This is a genomic window from Novipirellula aureliae, from assembly GCF_007860185.1.
Classification (GTDB): Bacteria; Planctomycetota; Planctomycetia; order Pirellulales; family Pirellulaceae; genus Novipirellula_A; species Novipirellula_A aureliae.
This window is the reverse complement of sequence record NZ_SJPY01000004.1, coordinates 317,987-336,719: the sequence shown is the minus strand read 5'-3', so window position 1 is coordinate 336,719 and position 18,733 is coordinate 317,987. Positions and strand designations below refer to the sequence as shown.

The 18,733-nt window shown below is 53.0% G+C and carries 13 protein-coding genes; 8 read left to right on the top strand and 5 right to left on the bottom strand.

Going from position 1 to position 18,733, the window contains the following annotated elements:
• Positions 1–4 precede the first annotated feature (4 nt).
• From Q31b_RS13625 to Q31b_RS13615, 3 genes are all read left to right on the top strand, one after another.
• On the top strand, positions 5–1,048 hold the full coding sequence (locus Q31b_RS13625; RefSeq protein ID WP_146600234.1) for a putative zinc-binding metallopeptidase: 1,044 nt from the start codon (positions 5–7) through the stop codon (positions 1,046–1,048).
• Positions 1,035–2,072, top strand: a complete 1,038-nt coding sequence (locus Q31b_RS13620) for a D-alanine--D-alanine ligase family protein (protein ID WP_146600233.1) — start codon at positions 1,035–1,037, stop codon at positions 2,070–2,072. The genes Q31b_RS13625 and Q31b_RS13620 overlap by 14 nt, the downstream gene beginning before the upstream one ends.
• Before the next feature lie 81 nt (positions 2,073–2,153).
• The gene (locus Q31b_RS13615; protein WP_231617557.1) at positions 2,154–2,930 is read left to right on the top strand and encodes a 3-keto-disaccharide hydrolase; all 777 of its coding nucleotides are present in this window, start codon (positions 2,154–2,156) and stop codon (positions 2,928–2,930) included.
• A 36-nt stretch (positions 2,931–2,966) separates the two neighbouring features.
• Here Q31b_RS13615 and Q31b_RS13610 read toward each other — a convergent pair whose 3' ends face one another.
• Positions 2,967–4,409, bottom strand: a complete 1,443-nt coding sequence (locus Q31b_RS13610; protein WP_146600232.1) for a PAS domain-containing sensor histidine kinase — start codon at positions 4,407–4,409, stop codon at positions 2,967–2,969.
• Between the two features lie 175 nt (positions 4,410–4,584).
• On the opposite strand from Q31b_RS13610, the gene Q31b_RS13605 reads away from it, so the two are divergent.
• Together Q31b_RS13605 and Q31b_RS13600 are read left to right on the top strand one after the other, a co-directional pair.
• A complete protein-coding gene (locus Q31b_RS13605) occupies positions 4,585–5,124 on the top strand; it encodes a DinB family protein (RefSeq protein WP_231617556.1) in 540 nt (179 codons plus the stop codon).
• Between the two features lie 752 nt (positions 5,125–5,876).
• Entirely contained in the window at positions 5,877–6,662 is a 786-nt protein-coding gene (locus Q31b_RS13600; protein ID WP_146600231.1) for a class I SAM-dependent methyltransferase, read from the top strand.
• A 17-nt stretch (positions 6,663–6,679) separates the two neighbouring features.
• Here the strand turns inward: Q31b_RS13600 and Q31b_RS13595 are convergent, their stop codons facing one another.
• Entirely contained in the window at positions 6,680–7,243 is a 564-nt protein-coding gene (locus Q31b_RS13595; RefSeq protein WP_146600230.1) for a hypothetical protein, read from the bottom strand.
• Positions 7,244–7,942: 699 nt separating this feature from the next.
• On the opposite strand from Q31b_RS13595, the gene Q31b_RS13590 reads away from it, so the two are divergent.
• Complete coding sequence (locus Q31b_RS13590; RefSeq protein WP_146600229.1) at positions 7,943–9,505, top strand: sigma-70 family RNA polymerase sigma factor; 1,563 nt, start codon at positions 7,943–7,945, stop codon at positions 9,503–9,505.
• Positions 9,506–9,585: 80 nt separating this feature from the next.
• Here the strand turns inward: Q31b_RS13590 and Q31b_RS13585 are convergent, their stop codons facing one another.
• Both Q31b_RS13585 and Q31b_RS13580 read right to left on the bottom strand, forming a co-directional pair.
• A complete protein-coding gene (locus Q31b_RS13585; RefSeq protein WP_146600228.1) occupies positions 9,586–10,317 on the bottom strand; it encodes a zinc ribbon domain-containing protein in 732 nt (243 codons plus the stop codon).
• A 147-nt stretch (positions 10,318–10,464) separates the two neighbouring features.
• Positions 10,465–11,415 (bottom strand): CBS domain-containing protein, encoded by a 951-nt coding sequence (locus Q31b_RS13580; protein ID WP_197171505.1) that lies wholly within the window; start codon positions 11,413–11,415, stop codon positions 10,465–10,467.
• Positions 11,416–11,887: 472 nt separating this feature from the next.
• On the opposite strand from Q31b_RS13580, the gene Q31b_RS28235 reads away from it, so the two are divergent.
• Positions 11,888–12,025, top strand: a complete 138-nt coding sequence (locus Q31b_RS28235; protein ID WP_197171503.1) for a hypothetical protein — start codon at positions 11,888–11,890, stop codon at positions 12,023–12,025.
• Here the strand turns inward: Q31b_RS28235 and Q31b_RS13575 are convergent.
• The gene (locus Q31b_RS13575; RefSeq protein WP_146600226.1) at positions 12,008–13,996 is read right to left on the bottom strand and encodes a TolC family protein; all 1,989 of its coding nucleotides are present in this window, start codon (positions 13,994–13,996) and stop codon (positions 12,008–12,010) included. The genes Q31b_RS28235 and Q31b_RS13575 overlap by 18 nt on opposite strands.
• Positions 13,997–14,537: 541 nt before the next feature.
• Between Q31b_RS13575 and hrpA the strand changes: the two genes are divergently transcribed.
• Positions 14,538–18,641, top strand: coding sequence for an ATP-dependent RNA helicase HrpA (hrpA, locus tag Q31b_RS13570; RefSeq protein WP_231617555.1), 4,104 nt, complete (start codon positions 14,538–14,540; stop codon positions 18,639–18,641).
• The last annotated feature ends 92 nt before the right edge of the window (positions 18,642–18,733 follow it).

The following is an 18,733-nucleotide window of genomic DNA, read 5'->3' as shown; positions in this document are numbered from 1 at the left end:
GAACATGGCAAAGCGAAAGTCGAAAGCAATCGCAAGGCCAACGGATATTTCCAAATTATCGGATGATCTGCTTCTCGAGATGCGGATGTGCGATCTTGATTTATCGGTCCATTCGGCAGCACTCGAAAAACGAGTGGAGCAGCTTTACGAGGAATTGGCGAGCCGAGGGCTCAAATTTCGTCCCCACTGTTGGTTGAGCGATGATTGGTATTCGCCTGACGATATACCGGGCATCGCGATCCCATTCTACTTGGCTCACTCACGTTTGAAGAGGCTTGAACGCAAACAGTTGATGGACGTCGAGGGGGGAACTCGTGAAGGGTTCATGAAAATTCTCCGCCACGAAGCCGGGCATGCGATTGACACCGCTTATCGAATCCGCCGCCGGCCTGACTTTCGCCGGCTGTTTGGTCGTCCCTCCGAGCCTTATCGCAAGTACTATCAACCGATTCCGTCGAGCCGCGACTATGTCCTGCACCTCGATATGTGGTACGCTCAGGCGCATCCGTTGGAGGATTTTGCCGAAACCTTTGCTGTTTGGCTTCGCCCTGGATCGCGATGGCGGGTTCGGTACAAGGCATGGCCAGCAATTGAAAAACTTGAGTATGTGGATGAATTGATGACGTCTCTTGAAGGCAAACGTCCGCTGGTATCAAGTCGGCGAACGATCGACCCGATACACCGAATCCGCAAAACGCTGCGCACCCATTACGAACAAAAACGCGAACATTACGGCGTGGAGTATCCCAGTATTTACGACTCGGATTTACGAAAATTGTTTTCCCTCGAACCCGAGCATCGCCGCAACCCGACCGCCGCCGCATTTTTGAGTCGAGTTCGTAATGAACTTCGGACGGCTGTCGCCCGTTGGACGGGCGAGTACACCTATTTGATCGACCAAGTGATCCAAGAGATGATCGAACGTTGTCGTGAATTGAACTTGCGTTTGAAATCATCGGTAGAAGAAACGCGGCGTGATGCGATGATTTTGGTTGCCGTTCGGACCACGAACTTTATGCAGGAGGGAAAGCATCGTGTCGCGATCTAAGCTTCGCGTCCTCGTCCTCGTTCGCGAAGGCCACGTCCCTCCATTAACGCTTGAGAATGTTGACGAGAAGGCTCTCGACAACTGGAAAGCGGAATTTGATGTCTGCGACACCCTTCGGCATCTCGGACACGAAGTTTTACCGCTTGGTGTCTATGATGACCTGGCCCCGATCCGAGCGGCACTTCATGAATTCGAGCCAGATATCACCTTTATGATGCTCGAAGAATTTCATGGTGTCGTGACATACGACTTTGCGGTCATCAGCTATTTGGAACTGATGCAGCAACCGTATACCGGTTGCAATCCACGCGGTTTACTGCTCAGTAAAGACAAAGCACTCTCAAAGAAAGTACTCACCTATCATCGCATTCCCACCCCCCGTTTCGCCGTTTTCCCGAGCAACAAAACAACGCATCGGCCAAAGAAACTTTCATTTCCGCTGTTCGTCAAATCGGTGGTCGAAGATGCCTCGTTCGGTATCGCCCAAGCATCGATTGTGCATGACGACGAAGCCTTAGCCGAGCGTGTCCACTACCTGCACGAATTGACGGGCGACGACGTGATTGCGGAACAGTACATCGAGGGGCGAGAACTGTACGTGGGCGTGATCGGAAACAAACGGCTGCAAACCTTCCCCGCTTGGGAGATGGACTTTGGAAGTTTGCCTGATGACATCGCCCGCATTGCCACTCGCCAAGTCAAATGGAACCACAAGTATCAAGACAAGTATGGCATCACGACTCGGTTGGCGACCGATCTAGGAGAAGGTGCCGAACAACAGATCTCGAAGTTATGCAAACGAGTCTATCGGTCGCTCAACATGAGCGGATACGCTCGAATGGATTTACGGATGACCGAGGCAGGCGAGATTTTCGTGATTGAAGCCAATGCGAATCCAAACATCGAGTATGGCGAAGACTTTGCAGAATCAGCCGAAACGATTGGAATTTCTTACGAGACACTACTACAACGAATCTTGAATCATGGTCTAAAATACAAAGCCGCCTGGATGCGACATCTTTAACGTCACGGCGTCTCTCCGAGACGCCAAGCTTCACGCGTCTCCGAGAGACGCGTCTACATGCTTCCCCTCAAGAGTATTAAAATGAAAAACAGAAATGGGTTCGGACTCGTCGTCTCCACGTTTGCTTGGCTGATGGTTGCCTACGGGTTTACCGCTTCTGGCGGCGAAATTGATCCTCAGCAGAAAGATTGGTACGGAAGATACAAGTCACAAGAGAATGTCCCCGAACCGGAAAAAATGTTGCTCAATGAAGACCCCGAACCCGATCTGACAGAAGGCTTCAAACCGCTTTTCAATGGACACGACCTGGACGGCTGGGAGCGACGAGGAGGAAAATGTCACTTTGAGGTCAACGATGGAACGATTGTTGGTACCGCTGCACCAGGCGCGGATAGCACTTATTTGTCGACCAAGCGAGATGATTTTCGAGATTTTATTTTCACTTGCGAAATCAAATGGGAGGTCGATGGAAACTCGGGCGTCATGTTTCGTGCCCAAACCCGTCAAGAGGGCGATCGGGTCATCGTTTTCGGCCCGCAGGCGGAGATGGAAGGCATAAGCGGTGACCGAGGTTGGTCAGGCGGAATCTACGGACAAAGCTGTGGTGGCTACTTTTATCCGCTCTGGTTGAAAGATCACCAAGCGGTTCGCGGAGCCATTAAAAAAGACGATTGGAACCGCATAACGATCGAAGCAAAAGGAAAGGTTATCAAAACTTGGGTGAATGGCATTCCAGCTGCGCATTGGATTGGCGACGGAACCTACGCCGAAGGTTTCTTCGGGCTACAGTCCCACAAGGGCCAAAAGGGGACGGTTCTTTTTCGAAAGATTCAGGTCAAAGAGATCAACGAATCCTAAAGTTGAGCATCCTATCGCTGAGCTCTGGGTCGATCACTAGGTCATGGGGAGTGCCATCACCAAGGTTGTTCCCGTTGACGGAAAGCTTTCAATTGAAATGGTGCCGCCATGAGCATCAAGGATACGCTGGCAAATCGCCAGCCCCAAACCGGTTCCGGCTTGCTTGGTCGTAAAAAACGGCTCGAACGCTTTTGAAAGCGTCGCTCCGGACATTCCTGCCCCATCGTCAGACATCTCGATACGGCGCATTGTCGGCGTGGAATCCTTTGAATCCGATGCTGTGGCATCGGTAATGGACACGCGAATGGTAACGCCGCTCGGCTTGGCAGCCATGGCGTTTTCGATCACGTTGCGAAAGACGTGTGTCATGCGATGGGCATCGCAGACGATATCCTGCTCATCTCGTTGCTCAAAGATCAGTCGGTGTTTTCCAGTCGCGAATTCGCATAGCAAGTTGTCGAATGACAGTTCGATCAAATTGGATAAATGACAAACATCTCGGCGAAGGATGATTGGGGCAGCGTACTGACGGACTTCTTCGTAATTTTGCTGCAAATCCCCGAGCGAGCGACGGATGCGGACGATCAGATCAAGTTGTTCTTCTTTGTTTTCAAGATCGAGTTCGAGCAGATCGAGACAGCCACGAGCTCGCTGTAACGCATTTCGGCTTTCATGAGCCAAGCCTGTGACCATTTGGCCGATCGCTGCTAAGCGTTCAGCTTGAACCAGTTTTGCTTGTGCGTCGTGCAGTTCCGTGATGTCGGCAACCAACCAAACCTCGTGGCAATCGTATTGATGACCAGCGATTCGTAGCTCACGTCGAATCGTGTTTTTGCAAGCGATCGACTGGACCCATTCCTTATGGAACCCCTCTTCCTTTGCCGCTTTGTATTCTGCCATTGCTTCGGCTTGGTTACCGCAGCAAAGGACATCGAACCATTCTTGAACGGACCGAATTTCGTGTGACTTGTAGCCAATCAATGCCTCGACTGCCGGATTGAAGTACAAGGATTCGTGGTCCAAATAGACGGCACCCACAGGTAAGTTCTCGACTAAAAACCTGATCCGATTTTCGCTTTTTGTTAATTGCTTGCGACGCTCGGTGACGTCGATCACATTGGCCAACACAAACCGTTTGCCATCAAGATGGATCGGATGCAAACTAATGTCAGCAGGAAAAACCGAACCGTCTTTGCGACATCCAAAAAGGTCGTGTCCGCTGCCCATCGTCCGTGTTTTGGGATGGCTTAGAAAATCTTGTACATGTTGGGCATGTTGAGTTCGATAGTCATTTGGCAGCAGGCATTCGATGGGGTGGCCGACAAGCTCGTCGCTTTCGTAGCCGAACATCCTTGACGCAGCAGGATTTACAAACTGGATATCTCCTTGTGAACCTGCGATGATCAACCCAGCGGGCGAAGCATCGACGATCAGTTGCAACAAATCCTTGTTTCGACAGAGTTCTTTGGGGAATGACATGATTCTCAAATAGTAACGGCAATGCGAGGAACTCAGAGAAAGTCATTGTAGCGAAAGTATCGGTAACTTTCGCGGACTTCTGCAGCAACGAAAGGCTCTGCCCTCAGCACTTGTTCCCAGGCCCCGGCCTTGTAACGAGTTGCTACACAACTTTTACCTGCTATCATTTTCCTCTATGAACACTTCCTCAAACCTTCCAACGCAATCCGACGCCACCGTGATGTTGCGGTCTGCGATTGGTCAAATTCAATTCGCCCGAAACTATACGCTGGAACTTCTCGACTCGATTCCTCGAGAAATGTGGTTTGCAATCCCCAACGGCTTGCCGACAAATGTTGCGTGGCAGTTGGGGCATTTGACCGTTAGCGAGTATGGGTTATTAATGTTTCGGTTACGAGGCCGCGAGCCTGAGGACCTGGAACTGATTCCCGGTCGCTTCCGCAAAGCCTATGGTCGCGAATCGGTCCCCAGCGCTGACTCAACCAAACAGCCAAGCGCCGACGAATTGCTTGAGCGGCTAGCGACCGTGCATGAGCGTTCGCTGGCCGGTCTTGAGGGTATCGATCCGGCAGTATTGCTGGAACCGATCGAGATGCCCTATGCGGCCTACCCAATTAAACTTGGTGGCATTTTGTTCTGCCCCATCCATGAGGGAATTCACGCGGGCCAACTTGGCGTTCTACGCCGCGCTCATGGCCTGCCACCTGTCCGCTGACCGTAGCGGCGTATCTCCGAGACGCCAAACCGCTCACCTTCCGTAGCGGCGTATCTCCGAGACGCCAAACCGCTCACCTTCCGTAGCGGCGTATCTCCGAGACGCCAAACCGTCCACCTTCCGTAGCGGCGTATCTCCGAGACGCCAAACCGTTCACCTTCCGTAGCGGCGTATCTCCGAGACGCCAAACCGCTCACCTACCGTAGTGGCGTATCTCCGAGACGCCGAACCGTTCACCTACCGTAGCGGCGTATCTCCGAGACGCCGAACCGTTCACCTTCCGTAGCGGCGTATCTCCGAGACGCCAAACCGTTCACCTTCCGTAGCGGCGTATCTCCGAGACGCCAAACCGCTCACCTTCCGTAGCGGCGTATCTCCGAGACGCCAAACCGCTCACCTACCGTAGTGGCGTATCTCCGAGACGCCAAACCGCTCACCTTCCGTAGCGGCGTATCTCCGAGACGCCGAACCGTTCACCTACCGTAGCGGCGTATCTCCGAGACGCCGAACCGTTCACCTTCCGTAGCGGCGTATCTCCGAGACGCCAAACCGTTCACAATATCAGCGAGCCGAAAAGAAGGCAAGATTTGCAAGCTGGACAGGGTGGTAGCCTGTCGAACGGAAACGATTTCGCGTCTCGGAGAGACGCGGCTACTATTAACCATTGCACTTCGCGTCTCGGAGAGACGCGGCTACTATTAACCGTTACACTTCGCGTCTCGGAGTGACGCGGCTACTATCAGGATTCTTTTGTGACTGAAATTTTAAACGAGTCAATTTACGATCACCCCAAGTACTATGACTTGGTTTTCGGCGCCGATTGTGCGGCGGAAGTCAAGTTCATTCAAGCTTGTGGTAAACAGTGGATGAACCGGCAGCCGAAAAAGTTGTTCGAGCCAGCTTGTGGGACCGGACGGCTTCTCAATGCTTTGGCGAAGAAAGGTTTCGAAGTCGCGGGACTCGACTTGAACCCCAAAGCGGTTGCATTTTGCAATGAGCGATTCAAGCGTCATGGACTTCAAGAGAGCGTCTTCGTTGCTGACATGGCTGATTTCACCACGAAAAAGACTTTCGATTTAGCGTTTAACACCATCAATAGTTTTCGGCATCTTGCGACGGAGCGATCGGCTCGGGCCCATTTACAATGCTTGGGCAAAACGATCCGAAAGGGCGGTCTTTACCTTTTGGGGATCCATTTGACGCCGACCGCTGTGACCCCAAGTGAAACGGAATCCTGGTCCGCTCGCCGTGGCCACCTGTCCATCAACACTCACATGTGGACCAATGACCGTAACACAAAGACGCGAATGGAGCGTTTTGGCATCCGTTTTGATGTGCATCGACCATCCGGAAGCATTCGGATTGAAGATGAATTGGTATTGAGGAGTTACACGCCGAAGCAGATGGACCGGCTGATCGCTTCATCGGGTTGCTGGGAAACGATTGCGACGTATGATTTTGGATATGACATCGACGAGCCCATTGATGTTGACTCGACGACCGAGGACGTCATCTACGTGCTGCGGCGGACGGGCTGAGAGAGTGAGTTGTCGATTCACCCAAGTGTCTCTTCGGCGTTTTTTGGTTTCGAACGACCAGAATTTCCGAGAAAAAAAGCACCGATGGCTGCTATCAAAGCGACGCTTCCTGCGACCGCTCCATTGCGTCCCCAGGCTCGTTTGCGGTTTTCGATGACCTTGTAATTGTAGGGCTGCGGAAGCTCTAAACTTTTCTCTTGCATCTGTTCAAATTCACGGATCAATTCGGCGGGTTTTGCCGTTTCGTAGGCGTCTCGCAATTCGGCAAGATGTATTTCGGTGGAAACGGACGCATCGATCATCGCCCAGCGAATGCCGCAGTATCCGGCAATCAAGAGGGCTGCGGTCGCAATCAGCCCCAAAGTGGCAATTCCGATCCGCGGCGCGGAACCGGTTTCTTGATAGCTGATTTTTGCCTCATTTTCCGGCCCCGAGGACTCCCGTTTGGGCAATTGTTTCAAAACCCCCAATTTGGGAACATCAACCGATTGCTGGCAAGCGGAGCATCGGATTTGGTCGCCTGCTTGTGACGGAGCGACGGAAAGCGGAGCTTCGCAGTGGGGGCAAATTAATTCGTACATAACGGCCAAATCATAAAGTTTTCGTTAAGAAGCGGGTGGACCAACGATGGCATGTGATTAAAATCTATTTGTGCAAAAGGCACCACTACCAACCCGACTGCCGCGTCATTTCATGAACTGCGGCACCAACAGCGAACTGTTTCGTTCGTGCAAAGGTGAACCGAAGGATCGGAAACCATCGCCTATCAAGTGGTATCGCCCTTCGCAGCCATGATGGCAGAACGAATTTAGCTTGACCTCGCTTCGCAACCCAAATCGTAAAATCGGTGTTTTGCCAAATCATGTGGAACATCGAAAGGTGATTTCGTTTAGCATTTTATTGGCGGTACACGATCGTCAATCAAAAAAAACTGGGCAAGCAAATGGGTTCGAACAAACCGGGGACTTCTTGATTACGGCATGACGGGTGTGTTGGTTCACAATCGCTATAGGCTGGTGAGCGTCAGGACGACATTAAGCACCATTAAGAGGCTCGCTCGAACAAAGAAGAGGCTCGCTCGAACAAAACGAACAGGCTCCGTAGGGCGTAATTGCCCACCAAAAGAAATAATCGGCTCATGTAGAAACTCTTTCCAATTAGACTGTAGTTAGCAAAAACAGTTCAATATGGTGTAGAGTTAAGCGAGCCAACAACGAGTTTTTCGCACACATAGATTTTCAATCCAAGACACTTATAACGCTTCCGCCAGGAGTACCATTTTGTTCGATACACTATTGGACGAATTCGACGACGTTACCGTCCAAAGCACCGAGGCCGTCACCGGAGGTTTCCGCAAATTGCCGGTTGAGGACAACGACGACAACGACGCCGCTGTCGCGATGGCTTCCGCTGCAGAGGGAGACGTTCAATTAGAAAGCCCTGATGAATTGCTCGCTGGTGACGAGTCCGAAACATGGTCTGACGATCCGGTTCGCATGTATTTGACCCAGATGGGTGAAATACCGCTCTTGACTCGCAAGCAAGAAATTGAACTCGCCAAGCGCATTGAAGAGACTCGCCGTCGATTTCGCACCAAGCTACTCGAAAACCACTACGTACTGATCGAAGCGTACAAAACGCTAAAGAAAGTTTACCGTGGCCAATTGCCGTTCGATCGTACGGTTCAAGTTTCCGTCACCGATTGTCTCGAGAAAGAGCAGATCGTTGGGCGTTTACCGCATAACCTGCGCACCCTGCAAACCCTGCTACGACGTAACCGACATGATTGGAAAGTCGCCCTCAGCAAGAGCAGCTCTCAACGTCGGCGGGCCGAAGCTTGGCGAGCACTTGCTCGGCGCAGACGCCGTGCGGTTCGGTTGATTGAAGAACTCGGCTTGCGGACCCAGCGAATCGAAACACGAATCGACCTGCTTGAGAAGTTCTCGTTCCGCTTGAGTGAAATCGATGATCTAATCAATGAGCAAAAACGGACCAAACATGGTCGCGAAGTTCGCGAGCGTCTGCTGCACGAACGTCGGCAAATCTTGACCGCTTGCCAGGAAACGCCGACCTCCCTGCGCAACCGTGTCGTAATGCTCAACAAGGTCTACGCCGAGTACCAACAAGCCAAGCGGGAACTAAGTGAAGGCAACCTCCGATTGGTTGTTTCGATCGCTAAAAAGTATCGTAACCGCGGCTTGTCCTTCTTGGATTTGATCCAAGAGGGTAATGCTGGGTTAATGCGTGCCGTCGACAAGTTCGAGTATCGTCGAGGCTTTAAATTCTGTACCTATGCAACATGGTGGATTCGCCAAGCAATCACGCGAGCGGTCGCCGACCAAAGCCGTACGATTCGAATCCCCGTCCACATGGTGGAAACGATGAGTCGGGTGCGCAATGTCGCGCGTCAATTGCTGCAAGAACTCGGTCGTGAACCTTCGATCGAAGAAACCGCACGACGGGCCGATGTGACCGTTGAAGAAGCTCGTCGTGTTTTGACGATGAGTCGTTTCCCGATTTCTCTCGACCGCCCCGTCGGCAATAGCGAGGACAGCCAATTCGGTGACCTGCTTCCCGATGGAACCGCTGAAAGTCCGCAAATCGGTGCGGCTCAAGAGATGTTGCGTGATCGAATTACGAATGTTTTACGCTCTTTGTCGTATCGCGAACGTGAAATCATCAAACTCCGGTATGGACTCGGTGACGGCTACAGCTATACGCTCGAAGAAGTCGGGCATATCTTCAAGGTGACCCGCGAGCGGATTCGGCAAATCGAAGCCAAAGCCGTTCGCAAGCTACAACAGCCGAGCCGTAGCCAAGACCTCGTTGGCTTTCTCGATTAGTTCCCCGATTCGTTCATTGATCGAACAGGATTACAGAGGCGATGTGATTTCAGCACATCGCCTTTTTTGTTGGCTCCACATCAGGGGCGGCGATTTTCGGGCAGGTACAAGAAGGCATTGCAATTGGGACAGCGGACGAGCTGGGACAATTGGACCGTGCTAATCAGCTGTGTGGTCAATGTTTGATTGCATCCACCACACGATCCGCCGTCGGTAGGCGCGAGAGCTTCTTCCCCCTTAGCTCGGACCATTCTTTGATAGTCTGCCTTGACAGCCGCCGGAATCTGCTTCTCGGACTCTTCCAATTCCGCTTCGACACGATGCAATTCAACGGTCAGCGTTTTCATTTTCGCGTCGACGTCGGCGACACGCTGTTGTTGGTCCGCTTGTTGTTCTTGCCATTCGGCTTGTGCTTTGGCCAGCTCTTGATCGATCGAATCGATCCTTTCGAGACCCTCAAAAATCTCGTCGCTGAGAACCAAATTAGCCTGTTCATCGGCGGCAATTTGATCCTTCAAGAGCGAGAACTCACGATTGCTGCCAGCGATATTGAGTTTCGCCTTCAACTCCTCGATATGCAATTCGCGAGTTTGCAATTGCAATTGTTTTTCATCCGAAGCAAGGATCGCTTTTTTTCGTCGCTCCTCGATTTCGGCTATCGCGGCGGCGGATCGGACGACCATCGCCTCGCCCGCTTTGATTTGTCGCGGCCCGCGATCGAGTTGACTGCGCAGGTCAGTCAATTGTCGATGAATTCGATGCAGCGTTCGTAGCAGTTCGGTACTAATTTCAATCGAGGTGCGGTTCAACATGGCGTAATACTTGGAGGATTCCGTATGGCTTTAACAGGAAAGTACTTGGGAAACCCTCTTATCATATCGCCCATCAAGCGAATTCGACACCGTGCGATGTTGGAGACATTGAAACGATCTATCTAAACGCACCGCTGCCGCTCCGGTCTATTTGATCGACTCGGGGACGCCCCCGCCGATACCGCTTAGATAGAGTGTATCGGGACCACGCTTGCGAGGTTTCGGCCTGAGGATTTCAGCGGCGGCCTCAAGTAGGTCACGGCGACTTACTTGTCCAACCAATTTGCCTTGATCGATCACAGGCAAACGGCGATAGGGCGAACGGAGGAATAACTGGGCGATGCTCAGCATATCGGTTTCCGGCCTTGTCGTCATCGCATCGCAGTCCATGTAGGGACCAACTTGCTTCGCTGCTGCAGCTGATTGAATGCGATCATTTCCCTTGGTTTTCTTGGCGACCGTCGCCAAATCCAAAGCCAAACGATGCTCGGCTCGCAGAACGTCTCGACGACTTACTTGCCCGGCCAACTTCTCACCTTTCAGCGCAGGCAAACGCCGATACGGCGTATCCTGAAACCGATGGGCAACTTCGTAAAGCGTATCTTCTTCATCAATGATGCGTTTCGTATCGGTGTTCATGTAAGAGCGGACATGAGTACCCGGTAAATGATCGTGTAGTGCCGAAACCAAAACTTGCATCGCAGTCTTTTCAGAAAAGATGCCCAAAAAACGACCCTGGTCGTCGACGACAGGGGCACCGGAAATGTGCCGCTTCAGAATGTGGTCGATCGCTTCAAAGACATCCACTTCCGGAGTGAGCGTCACCAGACTCTTGGTCATGAATTCGCGAACACGTACCAGATGTAAACCGGCTTCCTCGGCCACTTGAACCGCTTCGACCAATGCGTTCATGCAACACTTCTCGCTGAACACGCCGAGAAAATTACCGTCGGGATCGACAACGGGGGCGCCCGAAATATTGCCCTTGAGTAGCTTGGCAACACTCTCAATGACATCAGACTCCGGCGCAAGCGTAATCAACTTTTTACGCATAAAGTCGGCGGCGCTTTTCACAGCAAACATAGACAAGCCTTTCATTGGAGGTTGAAGCTGAAGGAACTTGCATCGGCACGACCAATGCATCCACGCTTCTACCCTAAGACCTCTCCATAGCTCCGTCAAACGACTTTCGGGGTTTCTGCTTGTGAAAGATTGCGCAAGGTGCCAGTCGCCGCGCCTCTCCGAGACGCATGATTTCACACAGTAGCCGCGTCTCTCCGAGACGCGGGATTTCATAACAGCAACCACGTCTCTCCGAGACGCGGGATTTCGTAACAGTAGCCGCGTCTCTCCGAGACGCGGGATTGAAGCTTGTCGCGCAACTCGCTCGAGGCAGTAGGAGGGAACGAGTCGTTGATTGATCCGAAAGAACTCGGTGACAACCCGGTGCCTCGGAGATGCACCGCTACTCGGTGAAGAACTCGGTGCCTCGGAGATGCACCGCTACTCGGTGAAGAACCCACTGCCTCGGAGATGCACCGCTACTCGGTGACAACTCACTGCCTCGGAGATGCACCGCTACTCGGTGACAACTCGGTGCCTCGGAGATGCACCGCTACTCGGTGACGAACTCGGTGCCTCGGAGATGCACCGCTACTCGGTGACAACTCGGTGCCTCGGAGATGCACCGCTACTCTGCCAAGGGTAGATCCGATTCGTAGATCATACCTTCGTCGGAAAACATGGACGCTTGAGGGGCTGATGGATTGAATGGCCCGCTCGTGAGCGGTCGGGGCATACAAACCTCTTCTGGTTGAAGCCGCGGCGTCAAACAGCGTCCGACGTCGTAGGCATCCCGCAGTGCACCAGCGGCCCATTGACCTTCGCTCAACTGGACTTGGTTGTAGGCCAGAAGTGATCCCTTTTGTCGATGGAAATCACGTATCGCAATATTGTAATTTGAGAGAGCTCGATAAAACTCTGATTCACTGGCGACAACCTGGCGTTGTGCTTGCAGCAGGAAGTTGATGTTATCGGTACCATCCTTGTAGCGACGACGCAGTACATCCACTTGTCGGAGATCGGCTTGATAGCGATCAAAATTGGTCTCGACCAACTGATAGGTCAGGGCGATCTGACGCCCCGCATCGGACAAGTCATGGCTGACCTTTAGTTCCGTTTCGGCCAACAATGCTCGTTCACGTTGTAAGTTCAAGCGAGCATGAGCGACCGCGACACTTGCCGCTCGCAGCCCGACCGGCATAGCGAATTCAAGTCCGGCTTGCCATTCTTGGTAATCACCGCTGGTAATACTGTCGTAGAGATTGTCGAGTTGGCCATTGTCACCATCTCCAAGCAAATCGTCTCCAAGGCCACGCCAGCGGTATTGTCCGAGGAAATCGAGTGTGGGACGGCGGTTCAAACGTGCGGCAGTGAGTTCCATTTCGCGACGTTGTAGATTGAAGCGTTGGCGGCGAACTTCGACGCGGCGATCGAGCGCTTGTCCGAGAGCACTTTGCCAATCAAAGACCACCCGGACATCGGTTGGTTCCGTCGTCGGTTTGATCAAACGTCCGTCGGTTGCCGCCAATCCGATCAAGTACCGAAGCCGTTGCTCGCGAGCGTAAAGACCCGTTACACCACCGAGTGCTTGTTCAACTTGAGCCCGGAATTGGTAGTACTGGGATTGTGCTTGAGCTTCTTCATCGCTGCGGCCCGCACCCGCTTCAAGCCGAACCTGTTGGTACTGGAAAGTCTGCAATGCCGCATCGCGTCCTTTGACATTGGCTTCCAAAATGCGATAGCCAACCACCAACTCCCAATACGCTAGTTCCACATCCGCAACCAAATTGATCACCGCTGATTCAAAATCAGCGAGTGCGACATCTTCGTTCACACGAGCGATCAAGACACCGTTGTACTGGCCGATCGATGAATTGGGACCTGCGATTCGATTGAAGGTGGTTCCCGATCCTTGCAACAGAGGTTGCCGCCATTCCGCCTCCAAATATCCGACGTAGTCACTTGGGAATTGACGAATGGGGTTATTGCTGTCGACATAGTTTATGACGTGGCGAAGTGCGAAGCTAGCACCTTGCGCCGTCTGTTTCGACAAACTGCTGTTGAAGGTCGCTTGAGTTTGTTGCGACACACGCGGGGTAAACGCCCCCACAATGCCACCGCCGAAGTTGGCATTTTGCGGTTGGTCAACGGTGTTCCAAAAGAGTTGCTGTGTCCATTGTGCATCGAATGCTGACAATGCCGCTTCGGTACCGCTAAACGGATTTGCGTGCGCCAAAGCGGGATCGTAAATGGTGCTGACCGTTTGTGGAGCGGTCACGATCGCGCCACCAATCGAACGTAGCACTGGGCTTTGCTGAACCGCCAAACGAATCGCTTCGTCAAGCGATAATTCGAGAGCAGGGATCTTCGATGGATCTTCGAGCGTCATCGGTTCCATCGTTTGCTGGGCAGCTAGCGAGGGTGCGGTCGAACACGTCTTGACCTCTGGATACTCGATCCGCAGCGCGTAATCATCGTGATAAGATGCGACGGTATCATGAGGCCCCGGTTTGATTCGGTCAAAAATCCCGCATCCCGACGTGGCTGCAACCAGAACCGACAACAGAAGTCGACGGGCTCGCAGAGTACTAGTGTTTCGAGTTAGAGCGGCTCGCATGGCAGTGCATCATTTAGGTCGACTCGCCGTCTTTCGTCCCCCCTACAGTAAGGGCGATCGCGCGAAAGATCATCGGCTGTACGATCGGTATCGACCGTAGGGCTCGTACAACTAGAATGATCGGGCACTGAAATGCAGCGGCAAATTGGGAGCAACCGCTATAGCCCGCAAAGTCTGACACGACTTTAACGCTTGTAGTGAAAGCAACGGACGGAACCGAACACTCTGCCATCGGCGGTAACATTAACCGCCCCGTTGTAGGTCTTGATTCCCGAAAACAAACTGGTGCATCCGATCAATCGATGAAAGGCTTTTCGCACCTGCATCGTTTGCGATCATCGCTCCGCTCTCCGAGCGGAAAGCGTTTACGGCAGCGGGACGGATGTTAGCCCCGAGCCAATCGGTGGTCGCTGTCAGCGCAGAGTGCTAAGCGGGATCGCGGCAAAGACGCGCTACGAGATTGAAGGGATTACTGTAAACTATCCATCAACCAAGCTTTCTCGTCCACTACGCCCCATCGCCGATCCCCCCCTTTTCGCGAATGACTTTCAAGCCAAGCAGCCCCGAATTCACCCCCTCTGACGAAGTTGCCCCGCCGAAAAACAGCAATGTTAGTGCAAAACCGTCCTCCGGGGGGGGCGAATCGAATTTATCCACCATCTCGATCGATCGGGCGATGCGAATCGATCGATACCGGCTTAAGCAATCGAAAAAACGACTTAGCGACCAGGAGTTCACAAAGCGATTGTCTGATTCCGTTGAGCTTTGCAACCGTCGCAAAGCCGCGCAGCCACACATCGAGTATCCCGCCGAACTGCCAATCACGGCATACCGCCGACAACTACTCGACCTAATCGCTGAGCATCAAGTGATTATCGTTTGTGGAGAAACGGGTAGTGGTAAGAGCACCCAATTACCCAAGATGTTACTTGAGGCTGGACTGGGCCGCGAAGCGATGATTGGACACACGCAGCCGCGCCGGTTGGCAGCTCGGAGTATCGCGGCCCGCTTAGCGGACGAACTCGGTTGCCCGATCGGAAAATCCGTTGGTTTCCAAATTCGATTCGGTGATGCTAGCGGTCCCGAAACCTTAGTCAAATTGATGACCGACGGGATTTTGTTGGCCGAAACCCAATCGGATCGATTTCTCGACGGTTACGATGCGATCATCATTGACGAAGCTCACGAGCGGTCACTCAATATCGACTTTTTGCTCGCCTACTTGCGGCGTCTACAAAGCAAACGCCCCGACCTAAAAATCATCATCACCTCAGCCACGATCGATGCCGATCGATTTGCCGAACATTTTGGAAGCGAATCAGGTCCGGCACCGATTGTCAATGTCGAAGGCCGAGGCTATCCCGTCGAACTTCGGTACTTACCTTGGGAAGAGGTTAGCGACGATCCGAACCGATCGTATGATTTGTCTCAGCATGTCATCGCTGCCATCGAATCGCTATCGCACTCGCGCGCGGGCGACACGTTGGTTTTCCTGCCGACCGAACGGGACATTCGGGAAGTGGCTCATCGTGTGGCAGGTCATTACAAACGATTGGGACTGAGTGGACGAGTTGATTTGCTACCACTTTACGCTCGTTTGCCGACCAAGGAACAGCAGCGAATCTTTAGTCCTGACGGTGGCAAGCGGCGAATCATCTTTGCCACGAACGTAGCCGAAAGTTCTCTAACGGTCCCTGGAATTCATAGCGTCATCGATTCGGGTACCGCCCGGATTAGCCGCTACAGTCCGAGAAGCAAGGTCCAGCGATTGCCGATCGAATCGATTAGCCGCGCGAGTGCGAACCAGCGTGCCGGTCGCTGTGGACGAATCGGACCGGGAATTTGCATCCGGCTCTACTCCGCCGAGGATTTTGATTCGCGTGATGCCTTTACGACGCCTGAAATTCGCCGTACGAATCTGGCATCCGTAATCTTACAAACGAAAACGCTTCGTCTCGGCCGCATCGAAGATTTTCCGCTACTCGATCCGCCACGGCCCGAATCGATTCGCGAAGGATTACGGACATTGACGGAACTCGGTGCGATCGATGAGCGGCATGAATTGACGTTCATCGGCAGGGCATTGGGCCGTTTGCCTGTCGACCCGCGAGTCGGGCGAATGATCTTGGCAGCTGAACAATTCGGTGTCTTGGCGGAGGTGTTGCCGATCGCTGCCGCATTGGAAATCCAAGATCCCCGCGATCGACCTCAAGACAAACAGCAAGCTGCCGACGAAGCTCACTCCAAGTTTCGACACCCGCAAAGCGACTTTTTGTCCTACCTAAAACTGTGGAAATACTACGAACATGCACGCTCGGATTATTCTCGCAACAAGCTAACGCGAGTGCTTCGCCAGCAATTTCTGTCTCCCAATCGGATGCGTGAATGGTCAGACGTCTATCGGCAATTGAAGGAAATGGTGGCCAACTCGTTAAGTGATCGGTCGCAAAAACGAAAGAAGATCGGAGCGATCCGCTATGCCGACGATCCCGACAAACTGATCGAAGACGACATCAGTGATTTGGTCCATCAGGCACTGCTAAGCGGACTGCTTTCCAGTGTCGCGATGTGGAAGGAAAAAAATGAGTACACCGGTGCGGGCTCCTTGAGTTTGTCCCTGTGGCCCGGTAGCGGCTTGGCCGACGCCAAACCGAAGTGGATCGTTGCTGCCGAATTGGTGGAAACCGCAAAACGGTACGCACGGACGGTCGCTCGTATTGATCCACGGTGGATCGAACAGATCGGCAACCATCTTCTCAAACGATCGCACAGCGACCCGCACTGGAGTGCCAAGACGAGTGGAGCCTATTGTTTCGAGCGAGTTTCATTGTTCGGGTTGCCGGTTGTTGCTCGCCGACGGGTCCCCTTGGCCCCCATCGATCGATCGACCGCACGCGATTTGATGATTGAGCACGGATTGGTGGAAGAACAAATGCGTACGACGGCGAAATCGGTTCGCCACAACCGCCAATTGCAACAATCGATCACTTCACTCGCTGCCAAAACACGTCGCCGCGATTTAGTGGTTGACCCCTATTTGGTCGAGCGGTTCTATCAAGCTCACATGCCCGAGGATGTGTTCGATCGTGCTACGTTGGAAAAGTATGATCGAACGATCGAAACGCCGACGTGGGCGAAGTCGCTCCGCGATGCTGCTGATGTCTCCGCTTGGCTTCAAACACCACCACCCTCCACGCTGGAATCATCGAATTCGATCTACATGCGGCCCGAAGATTTAATCGAAGCCGAGAGCAATCGAATTAGCAAAGAAGCATTCCCCGATGAATTGGAAATCGGCAGTTCCCGATTGCCGCTTCAATATCGTTTTGAACCGGGCAGTGAAAAGGATGGGGTTGAACTAAAAATTCATCAAGCGGCCCTGGAGCAAGTCAGTGACGAACGACTAGGCTGGTTGGTGCCTGGACTACTCGAAACAAAATTGATCGCCATGATCAAATCATTGCCCAAACGAATTCGCCGCAACTTGGTCCCTGCGGCGGACGTAGCGGCCAAGGTTCGTGTTGAACTGGAAGCCGAGTATGGCCAAAAACCGTTCATGAGCATGGTCTGCGCTGCCTTCTCTCGTCATGCGGAAATGCCGATCACGGCAGACGATTTCCAGCAGGACAAGCTTGGCGACTACTTGCAGTTTCTGGTCACCGTGGTCGACGACGATGGGAAAACGGTCGCGACAGGACGGCAAGTCGAGCCGCTGAAGGAAAAACTAGGGAAACCCACGTCGGCAGAAGAGCCAATCGGCGCCGAACCCATCGATGAGTCATGGGCTCGTGACCGAATGACGACGTTTGATATCGAGCAATTACCAAAGGAGGTCGTGCGAAACCGTGGCGGTGTCAAAGTGGCACAGTATCCTGCGATCATTGACCTTGGCGACGCCGCCGCGACCCGTTTGGTTTCGGACGCACAATCCGCGGAAGCAATCTCCCAGCGAGGCGCAACGCGGCTCTTTGCGATCACGGAAAGAAAAGAACTTCGCGCCCAAGTGCGTTGGCTTCCAACGCTTGAAGCGGCGAAGATTAAACTGGGGGTTCTGATTTCCGCTGCCTCGATCGAAACCCAATTGATCGATTTGCTAGCCCGAATTGCGTTCGTCGAAAACGAACCCGTCGTCCGCTCAAACGAAGTGTTCGCGAATCGGCGAAAAGAACGAGCGCGACGGATTGCCGAAGCGACGCAGGAGGTCGCGGGATGGCTGCCAGCGATGGCCGACGCCTACTTCGATGTTCGGCGAGAATTGGAATCGATCCGGGGTAGTCGATTCGGGGAAGTCATCGCCGATGTTCAGAACCAGATCGATTGGTTGGCTTTCGAGGGATTCTTGGCGCAAACCTCGTGGGGCTGGCTCAAACATTATCCGCGTTACTTTTCCGCCATCACCTATCGTCTCGATCGAGTCCGCTCGGGTGCAGCCAATCGTGACCGAGAAGGAATGGAAACGGTTTGGAATCTTCAGCAGCAATGGCTCGACTCGATCGCGGAAAACCAACGAAACGCGATCGACCAATCGGCCTCCGAGGTTCGCTGGATGCTCGAAGAGTTGCGAGTCAGTTTGTTTGCTCAACCGCTGGGAACGTCAATCAAAATATCGCCGCAGCGATGTGAAAAGAAAATCGGTGGCGTGTAGCCCTCGGGTGTCGTTAGCGACACCAAGTTGCTAACAATCATGCCGATCCTGAAAGGTTCGCATAAGTTAGCCCCATGACACCCGATTTTGGA

Excerpts from the sequence above, each read along its gene's own strand:
- Q31b_RS13580 (WP_197171505.1), bottom strand. The coding sequence starts at position 11,415 with ATGAAAGGCTTGTCTATGTTTGCTGTGAAAAGCGCCGCCGACTTTATG.
- Q31b_RS13605 (WP_231617556.1), top strand. The coding sequence starts at position 4,585 with ATGAACACTTCCTCAAACCTTCCAACGCAATCCGACGCCACCGTGATG.
- Q31b_RS13625 (WP_146600234.1), top strand. The coding sequence starts at position 5 with ATGGCAAAGCGAAAGTCGAAAGCAATCGCAAGGCCAACGGATATTTCC.
- Q31b_RS13615 (WP_231617557.1), top strand. The coding sequence starts at position 2,154 with ATGAAAAACAGAAATGGGTTCGGACTCGTCGTCTCCACGTTTGCTTGG.
- Q31b_RS13585 (WP_146600228.1), bottom strand. The coding sequence starts at position 10,317 with ATGTTGAACCGCACCTCGATTGAAATTAGTACCGAACTGCTACGAACG.
- hrpA (WP_231617555.1), top strand. The coding sequence starts at position 14,538 with ATGACTTTCAAGCCAAGCAGCCCCGAATTCACCCCCTCTGACGAAGTT.
- Q31b_RS13595 (WP_146600230.1), bottom strand. The coding sequence starts at position 7,243 with ATGTACGAATTAATTTGCCCCCACTGCGAAGCTCCGCTTTCCGTCGCT.
- Q31b_RS13575 (WP_146600226.1), bottom strand. The coding sequence starts at position 13,996 with ATGCGAGCCGCTCTAACTCGAAACACTAGTACTCTGCGAGCCCGTCGA.
- Q31b_RS28235 (WP_197171503.1), top strand. The coding sequence starts at position 11,888 with ATGCACCGCTACTCGGTGACAACTCGGTGCCTCGGAGATGCACCGCTA.
- Q31b_RS13610 (WP_146600232.1), bottom strand. The coding sequence starts at position 4,409 with ATGTCATTCCCCAAAGAACTCTGTCGAAACAAGGATTTGTTGCAACTG.